A 16,646-nucleotide genomic window follows, 5' to 3' on the forward strand; every position below is an offset into this window, starting at 1 on the left:
AAACAACCCTTCAGGCATTCAACTCGAAGGACGAGCCCCTGTTCCAGCGATTCAACATAACCTGAGATAGGTAGCCTTTACAAATGAACAACGCGTGAGTGGCCCGGTCGGGGCATTTTTTCGCCCGTCCGTTGCCCGATAGCCCGGCGGCGACACCGATCTTCACGAAAATCCCCTGCGCGAATCCGTTCCGGAAGGCAAATTCACGCGCTTCGGGTGTTCCACAGGGGGGCAAAATGCTTTAGGCGCGCCGCCAGAGTTCATTTCAGACCTACTTGCGGGAAGACAGCAAAATGGCCGACGACGGCAACATCATCTCCGATCTCAACCTCGGCAATGGCGAGGACACCGGTCCGTCCGCGGGCATCATCACCCAGTACGTCAAGGATCTCTCGGTCGAGAACCCGAATTCGCCGCAGAGCTTCCAGTGGCAGGACCAGCCGCAGGTCGACATCCAGTTCAACATCGGCGCACGCCCGATCGACGGCGAAGTCCATGAAGTCGAACTGAAGATCACCTGCACCTCGAAGGCCGAGGCCGGCACCGCCTATGTCGTCGACCTGTCCTATTGCGCGCTCGTGGGCATGCGCAATCTCGACGAGGGCCAGGCGCACGCCTTCCTGTTTGCCGAAGCGCCGCGCATCCTGTTCCCCTTCGCGCGCCGCGTGGTTTCCGACGCCGTCCGCGATGCCGGCTTCGCGCCGCTGATGCTCGAGCCGATCGACTTCAACGGGCTCTACGTCCAGCAGCTTCAGGCTCAGCAGCAGGCTGCCGAAACCCAGCCCGCAGGCAACGCCTGACCCCTACCGAAGCGCGGCTAACGGGCCGGATGCCGAAGGGCTGATGCCATGAGTCTCGTCCGCAACGTCGGCACGATCGGCGGCCTCACAGCCCTCAGCCGCGTCTTCGGTTTTGCCCGCGACATGCTGCTGGCCCGCGTCCTTGGCGCCGGGCTGGCCGCGGACGCGTTCCAGCTTGCCTTCGTCCTGCCCAACACCTTCCGGCGCCTGTTCGCCGAGGGCGCCTTCTCGGTCGCCTTCGTGCCGATGTACACCCGGACGCTGGCCGGCGAAGGCGGCGAGGATGCCGCCGACCGTTTCGCCAGCGACGTCCTTGCGGTCTTTGTCTGGGTCCTGCTGGGCTTTTCGGCAATCGCCATGCTGGCGATGCCGCTGATCGTCTGGCTGCTCGCAGCCGAATACCAGGCGATCCCAGGCAAGTTCGAGCTCGCGGTAACGCTCAGCCGCGTGACCTTCCCCTATCTCGGCCTCGTCAGCCTGGTGGCGATGCTCTCGGGCCTGCTCAACGCGCACTCGAAGTTCGCGCCGGGCGCCTTCGTGCCGGTGCTGCTCAACATCGTGCTGATCACCGGCATCCTCACCGGCTATTTCCTGCGCGAAAACGGCGGCAGCGACGTGACGGTCGCCTGGTCGATCGCAGTCGCAGTGACGGCATCGGGCGTGGCGCAGCTCGCCTACATGGCCTGGGCCACGCGCAAGGCCGGCGTGAAGCTGAAGCTCACGACGCCCAGGTTCACTCCCGAAGTGAAGCGCCTGGGCATGCTGATCCTGCCTGCCACCTTTGGCGCGGGCGTCTACCAGATCAGCCAGTTCGTCGATACCTTCTTCGCCACTTCGCTGGCGCAGGGTTCGCTCACGCTGCTCAAGTACGCCGACCGCCTCAACCAGATGCCGCTCGGCATCGTCGGCATTGCCCTGGGCACCGCGATCCTGCCGATGCTGGCGCGCCACATCCAGAGCGATGACAGGGCCGGAGCCCAGCGCCTTCAGGCCAATGCGGTCGAAATCGCAACCCTGCTCACGCTGCCCGCGGCCACTGCGCTGGCAATCTGCGCGCCCGCCTTCGTCACGGCCTTCTTCGTGGGCGGCAAGATGACCGGCGCGAACGGGACGATCATGGCCGACATCGTCGTGGCACTGGTCATCGGCCTGCCCTCCTACGTGCTGGTCAAGGTGTTCCAGCCCGCCTTCTTCAGCCGCGAGGACACCCGCACCCCGGTCTGGATCGCGGCCGGCGCGCTGATCGTGAACATCGCCATCAACATCGTCGTCGTGCCGATCTACGGCATCGTCGGCCTTGCAGCGGCCACTGCGTTCACTTCCACGCTCAACGTGATCACGCTCTACACGATCCTGCAACTGCGCGGCTGGTTCCACTTCACCGGCAAGCTCGGCTCGCGCATCGTGCGCCAGATCATCGCCAGCGCGGCGATGGGCGCGGTCCTGTGGCTGCTCGTGCCGACGATGGCCTCGCGCTATGGGGGCAACGTGTTCGAGAAGATCTGGTCGCTCGGTGCCCTGTGCACGGCGGGCCTCGTGGTCTTCTTCGGCGTCGCCTATGTCGTCGGCGCTCTCGACAAGGACCTGCTTGCCCAGCTACGGCGTCGCCGGCCGGCCGCGAAGGCGGAACCGGTCGATCTTTCGGAATAACATCAGGCTTCATCCATCATGCGTATCGTCTCCGGCATCCAGCCCACCGGCAACCTGCACCTCGGCAATTACCTGGGCGCGATCCGCAACTGGGTGAAGATGCAGGACGACATGGCCGCGCAGGGCGGGCAGAGCCTGTATTTCCTGGCCGACCTCCACGCGATCTCGATGCCCTTCGAGCCCGAAACGCTGTCGTCAAACACCCGCGAGATGGTCGCCGCGCTGGTCGCCTGCGGCATCGACCCGGACCGCTCGATCCTGTTCAACCAGGCGCAGGTTCCCCACCATGCCGAGCTGCAATGGCTGCTCAACGGCACGGCCCGCATGGGCTGGCTGAACCGCATGACGCAGTGGAAGGACAAAGCCGGCAAGAACCGCGAAGGCGCCTCGGTCGCGCTGTTCACCTACCCGGTGCTGCAGGCCGCAGACGTGCTGCTCTACCAGGCGACCCACGTTCCGGTGGGCGAGGACCAGAAGCAGCACCTCGAGCTTGCCCGCGACATCGCGCAGAAGTTCAACAACGACTTCGCCTCGGAAGAGAACCCGGTGTTCACCCTGCCCGAACCGATCATCCCGCCCGAGGCGGCGCGCATCATGTCCCTGCGCGACGGCACGGCCAAGATGAGCAAGTCCGACCCCTCGGACATGGCGCGCATCAACCTGACCGACGATGCCGACACGATCATGAAGAAGGTCAAGAAGGCCAAGACCGATCCCGAACCGCTTCCTTCCGAGAAGGCCGGGCTTGAGGGCCGCGCGGAAGCCGCGAACCTCGTCGGGATCTACGCGGTGATGACCGGAAGCACGGTCGATGGCGTGCTTGCCGATTTCGGCGGCGAGGGCTTCGGCAAGTTCAAGCCTGCACTGGGCGAACTGCTGGTCGAGAAGCTGGCGCCGATCAATGCGCGCTTTGTCGAACTGCGCCAGGACCGCGGCGCACTCGACGCGATCCTGCACAAGGGCGCCGAGAAGGCCCGCGCCCTGGCCGTGCCGACGCTCGATGCGACCTACAAGGCGCTCGGCCTCGTCAGGGGCTGAGCGACCCCCAGCGGAAAGGCCGTCAGCCCAGGAGTTGCGTACGCCGCCGGGCCCAGGGTTCGGCGAGCGGCGCGACATCGCCCAGTGCTTCCAGGCTCGCCCGGTCGCGCTTGTGATCGCCTGCGATGAGTAGGCCGAAGACGCGCAGCACCGTCCAGTCCGGATAGGGCCGCTGCTCGAGTGCCATGAGGTCGCCGGCAGCGACCTCGCCCTCTTCGATCACCCGGTAGTACCAGCCCGGCCGCCGGGCCCTGACGGTGCCGGCGTTGACCCGCGCACCGTCGAAGCGGTGGTCGAGCTTCCAGCATGGCTGGCGCCCCTGGCTGACCTCGACGAGTGCAGTGCCGAGCCGCCATCGGTCGCCGATGCAGACCATGTCCTCGGTCAATCCCCGGGTCGACACGTTCTCGCCAAAAGCGCCGAAGTCGTCGAGAAGCGGGTGCGCGCCGATTTCACCCCGCCAGTAGGCGTAGTGGTCGTGCGGATAGTGGTGGATCGCCTTGTCCGGCCCGCCATGCACGGCAAGGTCGGCCTGCTCGTCGCCGTCGAGGCCGAGGCGGCCGACACCCACCCTCCCTGCAACCGGCCGCTTGCCGATTGCGCTCGGCTCGTCCGCGCCGCGAAAGCTGCGCACCTTGCCGCGCTGGACGGAAAGAACCGGAATGGTCAACGGGGACATCAGACTCGCCATTTGCCTTTGTCTTCCTACATATAGACCGAAGCGCGCACGCCAAGGCGGTTTGAACAAGGCCAACGGCCCGTCGCGGCTGCGCCTCCATTCAACAGCTATTCAGGCCGTTGAATCTAGTACAGTATCGCAAGGAATCGCGGGTCGCGTCAGGCGGGGCAAGACAGACCCCGCATGGATCGTGGAGAAAACCAGGATGTCACATCAATCCGGATCATTTTTAGGCAGATTGCGCTTCGTCGCCGCTGCCATGCTGCTGATGGCGGTCGCCGCCTGCGCCACGCCGTTCAAGGCGGACGTCTCGCGCTTCCAGTCCCAGCTTCCGGCCCCCTCGGGCCAGACTTTCGCCGTCGTCGCAGACGATCCCAAGCTGGCCGGCGGTCTCGAATTCGCCCAGTATGCTGGCCTCGTGCGCGATCGCATGGCCAACCTGGGCTATGTTCCGACCGAAGACCCGGCAAAGGCGGACATGATCGTGCGCTTCGACTATGGCGTCGACAATGGGCGCGAACGCATCCGTTCGACCGGCATCGGCCCGTCGTCCTACTGGGGCCCGTGGTATGGCTACAACCGCTTCGGCTACTGGGGCCCGTCGCGCTTCGGCTATTGGGGCGGACCGTGGCGCTATGGCTTCTACGACCCGTTCTTCGATGGCGGCGTCGACAGCTACACCGTCTATACCAGCGGCATCAGCCTGAAGATCGACCGCGCGGCCGACGGCCAGCGGCTGTTCGAAGGCAAGGCAGAGGCCCTCTCGACCTCCAATCGCCTGCAGTATCTCGTACCCAATCTCGTCGAATCGATGTTTACCGGGTTCCCCGGGAACTCAGGCGAGACCGTGCGCATTACAGTCGCACCGGAAAAGAAGTGATCTGACAGGCTCCCTGCGCAAAGAGGGAGACACCGAGGGGCGGGTCCGCTGCGACATGCGGGCCCGTCCTTTTTTGCATCCGCTGGCTGGCCGTTTGCGTATGCCGGGAGGGGGAGCTTGCTCCAGCCGATTTGCATGCCCAGTAAGACCTGCCCGCGCGGTTCATGCGTTCAGGCAGCTTGACGCGCCCGCCGCGAACCCGGACAAGCCCGAGCCATGAACACGTTCATGGCCATCATGTCGCAGCTCTTCTGGGGTGTGACCGTCGGCGCGCTTTCGGCAGCCTTCTCCTCGCTCGCCAAGGGGTTCGCGACTGTGGGCACGCTCGGCCTTGTCGGCTGGTATGGCATGAAGCGCCGCCGGGCCAGACGCGAAAGCGCTGCCCGCGACGACTGAAGCAAGGTCAGTTGCCGAGGGCGACGACCCCGCCGGTAGAACCGAAACCGCCTTCACCGCGCTCGGTCTCGTCGAGTTCCTCTACCGGCAGCCACGAGGCCAGCGTGACCGGCGCAAGAACAAGCTGGGCGACGCGGTCGCCGCGCCGGATTTCGAAAGGCGCGTTGCCGTGGTTGATGAGGATAGCCTTGACCTCGCCGCGATAGTCCGAATCGACCGTGCCGGGCGCATTGGCCACAGTGATGCCGTGCTTGAGCGCAAGGCCGGAGCGCGGACGCACCTGAATCTCGAATCCGTGCGGGATCGCCACGGCAATGCCCGTCGCCACGGCATGACGCGCGCCCGGCGCGATCGTCACGTCCTCTGCCGAGACGACGTCCATGCCGGCAGCGCCCGACGTCGCATAAGCGGGGAGCGGCAGCCCCTCGCCATGCGGCAGGACCTTGATCGGCACGGGAACGTTACTGGGCGAGTGCATCTGCAAACCTTTCTACGAGGATGCGCGCGACATCCTCCTTGGGCATTTCGGGGAGGCTGACGACGTCGCTGCCGGTAACGATGTGCACGGCATTGGCATCGCCGCCCATCACATCGCCAGACACGTCGTTGGCAATGATCCAGTCCGCGCCCTTCCGCTTGCGCTTCTCCTTGGCATACTGGAGCACGTTGTCGGTCTCTGCAGCGAAGCCGATCAGAAGCGGCGGCCGGTCCGGCCGCGCGGCAACGGTGGCCAGAATATCGGGGTTCTCGGTCAGCAGCAGCGCCGGCGGAGCCGAACCGCGCTTCTTGAGCTTTTCCTTGGCGGTATTGACCGTACGCCAGTCCGCGACCGCCGCGACCATGACGGCAATGTCGGCCGGAAGCGCGTTCTTCACGGCATCGGCCATTTCCAGCGCGCTCTCCACGTCGACGCGGTCGACGCCCGGCGGAGTGGGCAGGTGTACCGGCCCGGCGACCAGCGTTACGCGCGCGCCCGCTTCCGCCGCAGCGGCGGCGATCGAGAAGCCCTGCTTGCCCGAAGAGCGATTGGCGATGTAGCGCACCGGGTCGATCGGCTCCCAGGTCGGGCCGGCCGTGACCAGCACGTGGCGACCGGTCAGCGGCCCTTCGACAGGGAAAGCCTGCTGCGGCGTCCCGGCCCCGCGGTGATTGTGAACCTCGCCCATGTCGGCGACCATCTCGACGCCGCCGTCGAACGGTTCGGGGCGTGCAAAATCCGAGGCGCCGGTGACAAGGTGGTTGATCGCGTCCGGGTCGGTCGGCGGTGCCGCGCGGGCAGCGCCCTTCTTCGATACCAGAAGCGAGGACGCAGGCGACGGCGCTGCCTCCCGGGTGGCTGCGGGATCATCTTCGTGGTGCCCGAATGAAATCGCCTGCTTGGCCTTCTTCAGCCCGCGCGAGATCATAGAGCCCGAAAGCCCACCCAGCCCCTGTCCTTCACCTTCGGAAAGATCGGCTTCAGGCTCATGGAACTGCGGCTGCCACTGAAGCGGATTGTCCTGCGGTTCGGGCAGGGCCCGGCTTGGCATGTCGCCGGGCAGCGGCGCGACTTCGACGGGACCGAGGCCAAGCGCCCAGGCGATACGCTGCCAGATCGCGATCGGATCGGGCAGCCGTCCGGGACCATACTCGCCGCAGGCCATCGTGCCCTCGTCTGGCTCCATGACATCTACACCCGCCTCGCGCAGGACCTGGACGTTGCGCACCGTGGCGGCGTGTTGCCACATGCGCACGTTCATCGCAGGCACGGCCATCACCGGCTTGTCCGTCGCCAGCATCATCGTCGTGGCAAGATCGTCGGCAATGCCCGAGGCCATCTTTGCGAGCAGGTCCGCCGTAGCCGGGCATACGACGACGAGGTCCGCCTCGCGGCTGAGCTGGATGTGTCCCATCTCGGCTTCGTTCTTGAGGTCCCAGAGCGTGGTATAGACCGGCTTCTCGGACAGCGCTGCGAGCGCCATCGGCGTCACGAACTTCGATCCGCCTTCGGTCAGAACACAGGTAACCTCGCCACCCTCCTTGCGGATGTGGCGGACTAACTCACAGGCCTTGTAGGCAGCAATGCCGCCGCCAATGACCAGAAGAATCCTGGGTCCACTCATCGTCGGCGCTTGTGCAACAGCATCGAAGTTCACGCAATTACTTTACCGCGACTAACCGCGGCCTTTCCCCTGATCCCGCTGCTTCCAACAAGGCGGCAATGGCACGCGGAGCGAAAACGATGCCAGCGAACATCGCCGGCGCGATCATCGCGCCCCAGTAGAAGTTGTCCCAGCGTCCGGCGAGCATGAAGGCGAAACCATACCCCGCGCTGAGCAGGAACCCGAAGGTCCCGGCCCGCGAATTCCAGCCCAGCCAGCCAAATGCCATGAGCACCACGGCGGGCCCCGCCAACCAGTGCGGCAGGAACCGCAGGTTGCTGGCCTGCACGATATTGGCAAGCCAGCCCGACAGACCGCGCATCACCAGCCATGGGGCGGAATGCGGGTCGCTGGGCAGGACTTCGCGCGAGACGATGGCAAGGTGCCAAGACAGCGCGGCGAAGAAGACCGCGACCAGAGCGATCCATGCCGCGGCCTCGCGCCAGTTCCGATAATAGAGCGCAGTGGCCGCCATCAGCAGTACGAACGGCAAGCTGTGCTCCCGGATCGCCAGAGCCAGCGCCGCGGCGAGGAATGCCCCTCCCCAGCGTCCGCCCTGTCCGCCTGCACCGATGCGGTGCAGGCCGAAGGAAAGCGCAACGAGCATGCCCGCCCAGAGCTCATGCAGCGGGAAATAGTGGCGGTTCAGCCCCAGCGATGCGCCGACGAAGACCATGGTCGTTGCCATGCGCGGCAGGCGGCCGAGCGAGGCGTCCTCGCGAAACCGCGACCACCACGCGGCGATCACTGCGAGCATCAGCGCAATCGCGGCGACGATCTGTCCCGCCTCGCCCAGCCAGGCATCGAGATAGGCCAGCGTCGGCAGGCGCACGGCAAGGCCCGGGTTCACCGGATAGTTGCGCGCCCGCTGCTCGGGAACGATGAAATCGTAATAGTTCTCGCCATGCCGAATGCGTTCGATGGCCGCTTCGTACAGAGCGATGTCCTCGTCGTACGGCTCTTCCGCAGTGTCGACCGGCTTCGTGTGCGAGGCCACGATGGCCCCCGGCGTGCCTTGCGGTCGCCCGACCGGCACCACGGCCGAGGCGACGAGCAACAGGCCAAGGATCGCCAGGACGAGCCGGGCGAGCATCGGCGACCAATCGGAAAAACGCGGCGCAGCAGGAGCACGAGGCGCGGCGGGCGCAAGCCCCCCGGCTCTCGGGTCTAGCCCAGAATGCTCCAGTACGTGACGGCCCATGCAGCAATGCCCCCAGCAAGCGCTGCCACAACATAGCCACCCCAATGGTTAACATCAGGTTTGCCCGAAGCCTCACGCGCCGATCTCCCGGCCCAGATCAGGTCCACTTCGGGCAGGGGCGCCTGTTCGGGCGCGCCGCCCTTGGGCGGGAACTTCTCCTCGATCCGGCGGACCAGGTCGGGCAGACGCGCGAGTGTACCGAGGTCTTCGCGCAGGCGGTCGGCGATCTTGGCTTCCGGGCCCAGTTCGTCGCGCAGCCAGTCCTTCACGAAAGGCCCGGAGACGTCCCACATGTTGATCTGCGGATCGAGCGCGGTCGCGAGACCTTCGACCATGACCATCGTCTTCTGCAACAGCAGCAGGTGCGGCTGGACCTGCATGTCGAAGTCGCGGGTGATGGCGAAGAGCCCGTCGAGCATCTGCCCGACCGAAAGCTCTGACACCGGCTTGCCGCGCATCGGCTCGCCCACCGCGCGCAGCGCCGTCGCGAACTCCTCTACCGTGTGATAGCTCGGCACGTACTGGGCTTCGAAGTGGATCTCGGCGACGCGGCGATAATTGCCGGTGGTCAGGCCGTAGAGGATTTCCGCCAGCCACAGGCGCGCCTGCCGGTTGATCCGGCCCATGATCCCGAAGTCGATGGCGACGATGGTGCCGTCATCGCGCACGAACAGGTTCCCCTGGTGCATGTCGGCATGGAAGAAACCGCTGGAGATCGCCTGGGTCAGGAAAGTCAGCACCAGCTTGCGGGCAAGCCTGGGCAAGTCGTGCCCGGCGGCGCGCAGCGCTTCGAGGTCGCTCATCTTGACGCCGTCGACCCATTCGACCGTCAGCACCGAACCGTTGGTGCGGTCCCAGTCGATATCGGGAATCGCGTAGCCCTCGATACCCTTCATCGCCTCGGCCAGTTCCGAAGCCGAAGCCGCCTCGCGCCGCAAATCCAGCTCGCGCAGGGTCCAGCGCTTGAGGTTGTCGATCACCGCGCGCGGACGCAGGCGCATCGCCTCGCCGCCCAGCGCCTCGAGGTGCGCCGCGGCCCATTCGTAGGTGCCTACGTCCTGGGCGAACTTCTCGCGGATACGCGGGCGCAGCACCTTGACCGCGACGTGGCGGCCGTCTGTGGTCACGGCGCGATGCACCTGGGCAATCGAAGCCGCACCGATGGGTTCTTCATCGAATGAGGAGAACAGGGCCTCGATGGGCCTGCCGAAGCTTTCCTCTACGCGTTCGCGGATCAGCGCGAAGGCGACGGGCGGCAGGCTGTCCTGCAAGGTAAGCAGATTGCGCGCAGGACCTTCACCGACAAGATCGGGCCGCGTTGCCAGCGCCTGGCCGAGCTTGATAGCCGCGGGGCCGATTTCCTGAAAGGCACCGGCATAGTCCGGTTCCCTGGGCTGGCGCGTACCGAAACGGGCGATGCGGCACAGGCGCTTGACCGGCGCCGGGGCATTGCGGTCCTTCTCGATCCCGCGCAGCGCACCGTGGCGCGCCAGCACCCGCCCCCATTTGAGCAGGCGGGCGATATGGGTCACCTTGCTGGTCACGCGGCGGCATCCGACTGCCGCGTGCCATCGGCCCGCACCGTGGCTTTGCTCATCGCAACCATGGCTGGCTTACACCTTCCAGCCCGAGTGAATCGCGACGAGACCGCCCATGATCGGCTCGACCTTGGTGTGCCGGAAACCCGCACCTCGGATCATCGCCTCGAATTCGGGCATCGGCGGGAAGCGCCGGATCGATTCGATCAGGTAGCGATAGGAATCCGCGTCGCCGGCAATCGCCTGCCCGATCCGGGGGACGAGATGATGCGAATAGGCGTCGTACACTTCCTTGAAGCCCGGCCATTCGGTCGTCGAGAATTCGAGGCAGAAGAAACGCCCGCCGAACTTGAGCACCCGGTGCGCCTCGGCCAGTGCCTTGTCGATATGCGTGACGTTCCGGATGCCGAAGGCAATCGTGTAGGCATCGAAGAAGCGGTCGGGGAACGACAGTTCCTCGGCGTTCTGGCGTGACCAGACGAGACTGTCGATGCCGCGCTCCATGGCGCGCTCGATGCCGACGTCGAGCATGTCCTGGTTGATGTCGGAAACCGTGATCGCCGCGCCCGAAGGCTCCATGCGAAAGGCAATGTCACCGGTCCCGCCCGCCATGTCGAGGATCTGCTCGCCCGCCTGCGGCTTCACGCGGCGCACGAACTTGTCCTTCCACAAACGGTGCATGCCGGCGGACATGGCATCGTTCATGACGTCGTACTTGCGCGCGACGCTGGAGAAGACCGCACCGACGCGGCCCTCCTTGTCCTCGGGGGCGACTTCTTCGTAGCCGAAGGAAACCTTATCGTTCATGCGCCGTCCTCTAGCGTCGTGCCGGCCCGGGCGCCACCGGAGTTTTGCCCGTTGCCCCGCTGCGCAACGCGAGGGCCGAGAGAATGATCCCGGCGAGAATCAGGACGATACCGGCGAAGTGGTAACCATGAAGCCGCTCGCCCAGGAGCAGCGCCGAAAGCAGGGCCCCGAACAAGGGCATGAGCGTGATGCCCTGCCCGGCGCGCGCCGGTCCGATCGTGGCGGTCGCGGCATTGTAGATGAAGTAAGCGATAATCGAGGGAAACACGCCGACATAGGCAAAGGCACCCAGCACCGGCAGGCCCCAGTTCACCTGCTGCCCCTGCAGCCATTCCATGGCGGCCAGGGGCGCAAGCACTACCGAGCCCAGCGTAAAGGTCAGCAGCAGGAAGACCGGCGCACTGACCGGCGGCTTCTTGCGCAAGAGTACGGTGTAGAGCGACCAGGCGGTGACCGCGCACAGGATCAGCGCATCGCCCTTCCCGCCGATCTCCAGGTTAAGGACCGCGGAAAGCTCACCGCGAAAGACGATCGCCGCCACCCCCAGGGTCGATACGATAACGCCAATCGCCTGCATCTTCTCGGGCCGGGACTTGAAGATGATTCGGTCCAGCAGAAGTACCACAGCCGGGACCGAGGCCTGCAACAGCAGGGCATTGGCCGCCGTCGTGTAATGAAGCCCGGAATAGACCAGCGAATTGAAGCACACGATGCCCAGCACGCCCAGCGCGACGATCCAGCGCCAGCCCGCCCGTACCGCCTCACGCTCCAGCAGCAGCTGGCGCCAGGCGATGGGCAGCAGGATCAGCACCGCGATAGTCCAGCGCCCGAAGGCCAGCGTGAGCGGCGGGATATCGTCGCGCACCGCGCGCCCGATGATCGAATTGCCTGCCCAGCAAAGCATGACGATGCCCAGCATCAGGAATGCGCGAAGGTGCGACCGGTCGTTGCCCATGCCCGCGGCCTTAGCCGGGACATGCCGGATTGGCGAGCGCGCCCCGGCCAAACGATCACGAAGCGATGACAGGAGCGCATCGCGCGCCTATCTGCATGGTGATGCCAGAGCTACCCGAAGTCGAAACGACCGTGCGCGGCCTTGCCCGCTTTCTCGAGGGCGAGAGGATTGCCCGCATTGCGGTCAACCGCCCCGACTTGCGCCGCCCCTTCCCGCCCGATCTCGTGCAGGTAATGACCGGCGCGACGGTGACCGCGATGGGGCGCCGGGCGAAATACGGGTTGATCCATAGCGACCGCGGCCAGACCATGGTCTTCCATCTCGGCATGTCGGGGCGCTGGCGGATCGAGCCGGAGCGGCCGGAAAAGCACGACCACCTCGTGATCGAAACGGGCTCCGGCCATGTCCTTGCACTCAACGACGCCCGGCGTTTCGGCTCGGTCGACCTTGTCGCCACGGATGGGCTGGAAACATGGGGCCCGTTCGCCGACATGGGTCCGGAACCGCTGGGAGACGCGCTCACGGCCGCGCACCTTCGCGCTGCCTTCAAGGACCGGACCGCGCCGATCAAGCAGCTCCTGCTCGACCAGTCGATCGTGGCCGGTCTGGGCAACATCTATGTATGTGAGGCGCTGTTCCGGTCCGGCATCCGCCCTGACAAGGCAGCGGGCCGGGTTTCCCTGGCCGCCCTCGCCCGCCTCGTCCCGGCGATCCGCGAAGTGCTGACCGAATCGATCGCGGCCGGCGGGTCGACCATTCGCGACTATGCGCAGCCGACCGGCGAACTGGGTTACTTCGCCACGTCCTGGCAAGTCTACGGCCGCGAGGGGCTAGCCTGCACCTGCGGCGCGCCGGTCCTGCGCTTTGTGCAAGGCGGGCGCAGCACCTTCTGGTGCAGGCGCTGCCAGAAGTAGAGCGGGGCCGCATGCCATTGCGAGTCTGCGTCGAGTCCGCGCACATCAGGCATGGCCATGTTCGCCGGAAGGGCCGATATTGGGCCAAAGCTGCAGAATCGGGCGGTTTGCAGCCATGCCTGCGGCTTGACGCAAGCACCGCCTGCCGCTAAGGGGCGCGCTTTCCGGCGAGTCCGCTCGCCAGCAGCAGATTCGACAGGCAATTGGGCCGCCCGGCGGCCAGACAGAGGAAAGTTCATGGCCAACACGCCGCAAGCCCGCAAGCGCATCCGTCGCAATGAGCGCCGCGCCGAGATCAACATCAACCGCGTCAGCCGCATCCGTACCTTCGTCAAGAAGGTCGAAAGCGCCATCGCCGGTGGTGACAAGACTGCAGCTGCGGAAGCCCTGAAGGCCGCCCAGCCCGAGCTGGCCCGCGGCGTCGCCCGTGGCGTGCTCCACAAGAATACCGCTGCGCGCAAGATGTCGCGCCTCAGCAAGCGCGTCGCCGCTCTCTGAGTCGCTGCGAATCGCCTGAGACTGGAGTCGCGACTCCAAACGCAGGGTGAAGCAGGCACGAAACAAGAACGGAGCCGGAGAGATAATCTCCGGCTCCGTTCTTGTTTGCGCTGCTGCAATGCGGAAGAATCTGCAAGTGCGCGGAATAGCTGCGATTCGTCATAGGCATCTTGTTAAGATACTGAAATTGCAGAATTAAAATTCTTCATGACGCTTTTCCGGCAGTCTTCCGTGAGTCAAGCCGAGATAATTTTATTTATTTGGAGCGACCGTCTTGCCTGTCGGGCCAAGGCCTCCTTATGAAGGTCCTCGGCCGTTGCGGAACTGGCCGGGGAATATCGAAAGCATGTAAGACAATTGCCGCAAACACGCGTTTGCGGTGACGGGGTCGTTTTGCCTTGCAATCGTGTGAGACCAGTTCCGTTTCCGGCCCGAATATCGGGGGTTGGTTGCGGGCAAGGGGAGTTCGACCAAGTGACAGGTAATTCGGCGGGTCAGGGCGCTAATCAGACAGTGAAGAAATCGAAGGCAGGAAAAGTGGTGATGGAAGAGGATCAGGAAGCCGTGAATTTGGCGGCGGACTGGGCAGACATCAGCCAGGGCCTGCGCAAGGACCTGGGACACCAGGCTCACAGCCAGTGGATCAAGCCGATCCAGCCCGGCAATTATTGCAAGGAAACGGGTACGCTCGATCTGTACCTGCCGACCGAGTTCTCGGCGAATTGGGTGAATGACCGATTCGCCGATCGCCTCTCGCTGGCATGGAAGATCGCCCGTCCCGACGTGCGCCACGTGCGCATTCTCGTTCACCCGGGCCGCCGCCAGCTGCCCGAGCTGCGCCTCGGCCATGGCGGTCGTCCCAGCCACGCGCCGGCGAACGATTCGGTCGTGGGTGCAAGCGATGCCATCTCGGCGGCGTTGAACGGCGATGCCTTCGCATCGCTGGGCCAGGGCCCGGCCGGCATCGATGCCTCGCAGACTTTCTCGACTTTCGTGACCGGCACTGCAAACGTGCTCGCCTGCAATGCGGCACAGCGCATGGCAGCCGGCGAAAAGCCGCAGTTCTCGCCGCTTTATCTCAAGGCGGCGACTGGCCAGGGCAAGACGCACCTGCTCCACGCAATCGGGCATGCGTACCTTGCGAACCACCCGCATGCGCGGATCTTCTACTGCTCGGCAGAGCGCTTCATGGTCGAATTCGTCCAGGCGCTGCGCCAGAACCAGATGATCGAGTTCAAGGCGCGCCTGCGCGGCTTCGACCTTCTGCTGGTGGACGACATCCAGTTCATCATCGGCAAGGCATCGGCACAGGAAGAGCTGCTCTACACAATCGATGCCCTGCTTCAGGAGGGCAAGCGCCTCGTCTTCGCAGCTGATCGTGCGCCCCAGGCACTCGACGGCGTCGAGCCGCGCCTGCTGTCGCGCCTGTCGATGGGTCTTGTCGCCGACATCCAGCCGGCCGACATCGAACTGCGTCGTTCGATCCTCGAGAATCGCCTTCAGCGTTTCGCCTCGATCGACGTGCCGGCCGACGTCATCGAGTTCCTTGCAAGGACGATCAACCGCAACGTGCGTGAACTCGTCGGCGGCCTCAACAAGCTGATCGCCTATGCCCAGCTTACCGGTCAGGCCGTCTCGCTGCAGCTGGCCGAGGAACAGCTGACCGACATCCTCTCGGCCAATCGCCGCCGGATCACCATCGACGAGATCCAGCGCACGGTCTGCCAGTTCTACCGGATCGACCGGACCGAGATGAGCTCGAAGCGCCGCGCGCGTGCCGTGGTCCGCCCGCGTCAGGTTGCCATGTATCTCGCCAAGGTGCTGACGCCGCGCTCCTACCCGGAGATCGGCCGCAAGTTCGGTGGCCGCGATCACTCCACGGTCATCCACGCCGTGCGCCTGATCGAGGAACTGCGCACCCGCGATGCCGACATGGACGGCGACGTCCGTTCGCTGCTGCGCCAGCTGGAAAGCTGAGTTTTCCCGGGCCTGTCCCGAGAAATGCACAGGGTTCCCAACAGGGATATCCCATGAGGAGCGCGAAAGGTTCGAGCCTTTCGTGCTCCTTGCATTTGGGTAGTTGACGGTCGCATTGCGCCAATCCGTGAAAACGCAAAGCCACCTTACAAGAAGTTAATCCCTGTTTTTCAGACGTTTCTGAAATTCGATTAACTATTGGCAAAGCACTTCCCGTTACCTTTCGAGTATAAAGCCCGAATTGCAACGAGAAGGCACCCCCCCATGCGCTTCTACCGAGCCACGACATTCTTGTTCCCGCGCAACTACGAATGGCGGATTCTCCTGATCTGCTTCGGCGCGGTACACGTTCCCCTGATTGCCTGCGTCAGCCTCCAGGTCGTCACCGGTGAATGGCACCCCGCCACCCTCATCACCCTGCTCCTGGCGACATTGGCCGGCACCGGCCTCGGGATCGCGGCGATCCACGGCCTGCTCTCCCCGATCACGCGCGCAACCGGGATGCTGGAGGCGATCCAGAACGGTGAGCGCATCTCGCATATTCCCGACGGCGGCGCCGATCTCGTCGGCCGCCTGCTCCACGGCGTGGCCACTGCCGCCAACGAATCCGCGACCAGGATCGAACAACTGATCACCGCCGCCGAACGCGATGCCCTGACCGGGATCCGCAATCGCCGGGGCTTCCTCGATGCGGCCGAAGGCATCCTGCAGGGCAAGACCAATGCCGTGCTCGCTATCATCGACATCGACCATTTCAAGCTGATCAACGACCAGTTCGGCCACGACGCCGGCGACTCGCTGCTGCGCGCGTTGGCCAAGCGCCTTGAGGGTGGCTTGCGCCGTACCGACATCGCGGCGCGCTGGGGCGGCGAGGAATTCGCGGTCCTGTTCCCCGACACCCAGCTCGACGAGGCCCGCCTGGTGCTTGAGCGGCTGCGCGCCTCGGTTGCGCTCGACAGCGAGCTGGGGCACGACAGCTGGCCGGTCACCTTCTCCTGCGGGCTGGCGCCGCTGCGCAGCTTCCCAGAACTGGGCGATGCGACACAACGGGCGGATGCGGCGCTCTATGTCGCCAAGGCGCGCGGGCGCAATCGCCTGCAGATCGCCGAGGAGGAACAGGTCGAGGAGAACTGATCGCCCTGCAGGCCTGCCCAGCCCCCGCGCCTTCTTCC

At 65.2% G+C, this 16,646-nt stretch carries 16 protein-coding genes; 9 read left to right on the forward strand and 7 right to left on the reverse strand.

Annotated features, from left to right (window positions below):
- Positions 1-293: 293 nt before the first annotated feature.
- Genes secB through trpS form a run of 3 tightly spaced genes read left to right on the forward strand, consistent with a single transcriptional unit; the run spans position 294 to position 3,488 of the window.
- Positions 294-800: a protein-export chaperone SecB gene (secB, locus tag PP1Y_RS22625; protein WP_007012233.1), complete on the forward strand. Its 507-nt coding sequence runs from the start codon at positions 294-296 to the stop codon at positions 798-800.
- Positions 801-848: 48 nt separating this feature from the next.
- Positions 849-2,450 carry a murein biosynthesis integral membrane protein MurJ gene (murJ, locus tag PP1Y_RS22630; RefSeq protein ID WP_013834264.1) on the forward strand — a complete coding sequence of 534 codons (1,602 nt, stop codon included), beginning with the start codon at positions 849-851 and terminating at the stop codon, positions 2,448-2,450.
- 18 nt (positions 2,451-2,468) lie between these two features.
- Entirely contained in the window at positions 2,469-3,488 is a 1,020-nt protein-coding gene (gene trpS / locus PP1Y_RS22635; RefSeq protein ID WP_013834265.1) for a tryptophan--tRNA ligase, read from the forward strand.
- 22 nt (positions 3,489-3,510) lie between these two features.
- On the opposite strand, the gene PP1Y_RS22640 is transcribed toward trpS, so the two are convergent.
- Positions 3,511-4,179, reverse strand: a complete 669-nt coding sequence (locus PP1Y_RS22640) for an MOSC domain-containing protein (RefSeq protein ID WP_232512538.1) — start codon at positions 4,177-4,179, stop codon at positions 3,511-3,513.
- A gap of 193 nt (positions 4,180-4,372) precedes the next feature.
- Here PP1Y_RS22640 and PP1Y_RS22645 point away from each other — a divergent pair, with 193 nt between their 5' ends.
- Positions 4,373-5,047 carry a DUF4136 domain-containing protein gene (locus tag PP1Y_RS22645; RefSeq protein ID WP_038576145.1) on the forward strand — a complete coding sequence of 225 codons (675 nt, stop codon included), beginning with the start codon at positions 4,373-4,375 and terminating at the stop codon, positions 5,045-5,047.
- A gap of 216 nt (positions 5,048-5,263) precedes the next feature.
- Positions 5,264-5,443, forward strand: a complete 180-nt coding sequence (locus PP1Y_RS22650; RefSeq protein WP_007012238.1) for a hypothetical protein — start codon at positions 5,264-5,266, stop codon at positions 5,441-5,443.
- 7 nt (positions 5,444-5,450) lie between these two features.
- On the opposite strand, the gene dut is transcribed toward PP1Y_RS22650, so the two are convergent.
- The 6 genes from dut to PP1Y_RS22680 form a co-directional block, all read right to left on the reverse strand.
- Positions 5,451-5,921, reverse strand: coding sequence for a dUTP diphosphatase (gene dut / locus PP1Y_RS22655; RefSeq protein ID WP_013834268.1), 471 nt, complete (start codon positions 5,919-5,921; stop codon positions 5,451-5,453).
- Positions 5,905-7,545, reverse strand: a complete 1,641-nt coding sequence (locus PP1Y_RS22660; RefSeq protein ID WP_013834269.1) for a phosphopantothenate--cysteine ligase family flavoprotein — start codon at positions 7,543-7,545, stop codon at positions 5,905-5,907. Before PP1Y_RS22660 ends, dut begins: the two co-directional genes overlap by 17 nt.
- 37 nt (positions 7,546-7,582) lie before the next feature.
- The gene (locus PP1Y_RS22665; protein ID WP_013834270.1) at positions 7,583-8,677 is read right to left on the reverse strand and encodes a hypothetical protein; all 1,095 of its coding nucleotides are present in this window, start codon (positions 8,675-8,677) and stop codon (positions 7,583-7,585) included.
- A 74-nt stretch (positions 8,678-8,751) separates the two neighbouring features.
- Positions 8,752-10,329: a 2-polyprenylphenol 6-hydroxylase gene (gene ubiB, locus PP1Y_RS22670; RefSeq protein ID WP_013834271.1), complete on the reverse strand. Its 1,578-nt coding sequence runs from the start codon at positions 10,327-10,329 to the stop codon at positions 8,752-8,754.
- Between the two features lie 69 nt (positions 10,330-10,398).
- The gene (locus PP1Y_RS22675; RefSeq protein ID WP_013834272.1) at positions 10,399-11,130 is read right to left on the reverse strand and encodes a class I SAM-dependent methyltransferase; all 732 of its coding nucleotides are present in this window, start codon (positions 11,128-11,130) and stop codon (positions 10,399-10,401) included.
- A 10-nt stretch (positions 11,131-11,140) separates the two neighbouring features.
- Complete coding sequence (locus PP1Y_RS22680) at positions 11,141-12,085, reverse strand: DMT family transporter (protein WP_013834273.1); 945 nt, start codon at positions 12,083-12,085, stop codon at positions 11,141-11,143.
- A gap of 101 nt (positions 12,086-12,186) precedes the next feature.
- Between PP1Y_RS22680 and mutM the strand changes: the two genes are divergently transcribed.
- From mutM to PP1Y_RS22700, 4 genes are all read left to right on the forward strand, one after another.
- A complete protein-coding gene (gene mutM, locus PP1Y_RS22685; RefSeq protein WP_013834274.1) occupies positions 12,187-12,999 on the forward strand; it encodes a bifunctional DNA-formamidopyrimidine glycosylase/DNA-(apurinic or apyrimidinic site) lyase in 813 nt (270 codons plus the stop codon).
- 237 nt (positions 13,000-13,236) lie between these two features.
- Entirely contained in the window at positions 13,237-13,497 is a 261-nt protein-coding gene (gene rpsT / locus PP1Y_RS22690) for a 30S ribosomal protein S20 (RefSeq protein WP_007012246.1), read from the forward strand.
- A gap of 543 nt (positions 13,498-14,040) precedes the next feature.
- Positions 14,041-15,474, forward strand: coding sequence for a chromosomal replication initiator protein DnaA (gene dnaA, locus PP1Y_RS22695; protein WP_013834275.1), 1,434 nt, complete (start codon positions 14,041-14,043; stop codon positions 15,472-15,474).
- A gap of 264 nt (positions 15,475-15,738) precedes the next feature.
- Positions 15,739-16,608 (forward strand): GGDEF domain-containing protein, encoded by an 870-nt coding sequence (locus PP1Y_RS22700; RefSeq protein WP_013834276.1) that lies wholly within the window; start codon positions 15,739-15,741, stop codon positions 16,606-16,608.
- Positions 16,609-16,646: the final 38 nt, after the last annotated feature.

This window comes from Novosphingobium sp. PP1Y, assembly GCF_000253255.1.
GTDB lineage: Bacteria > Pseudomonadota > Alphaproteobacteria > Sphingomonadales > Sphingomonadaceae > Novosphingobium.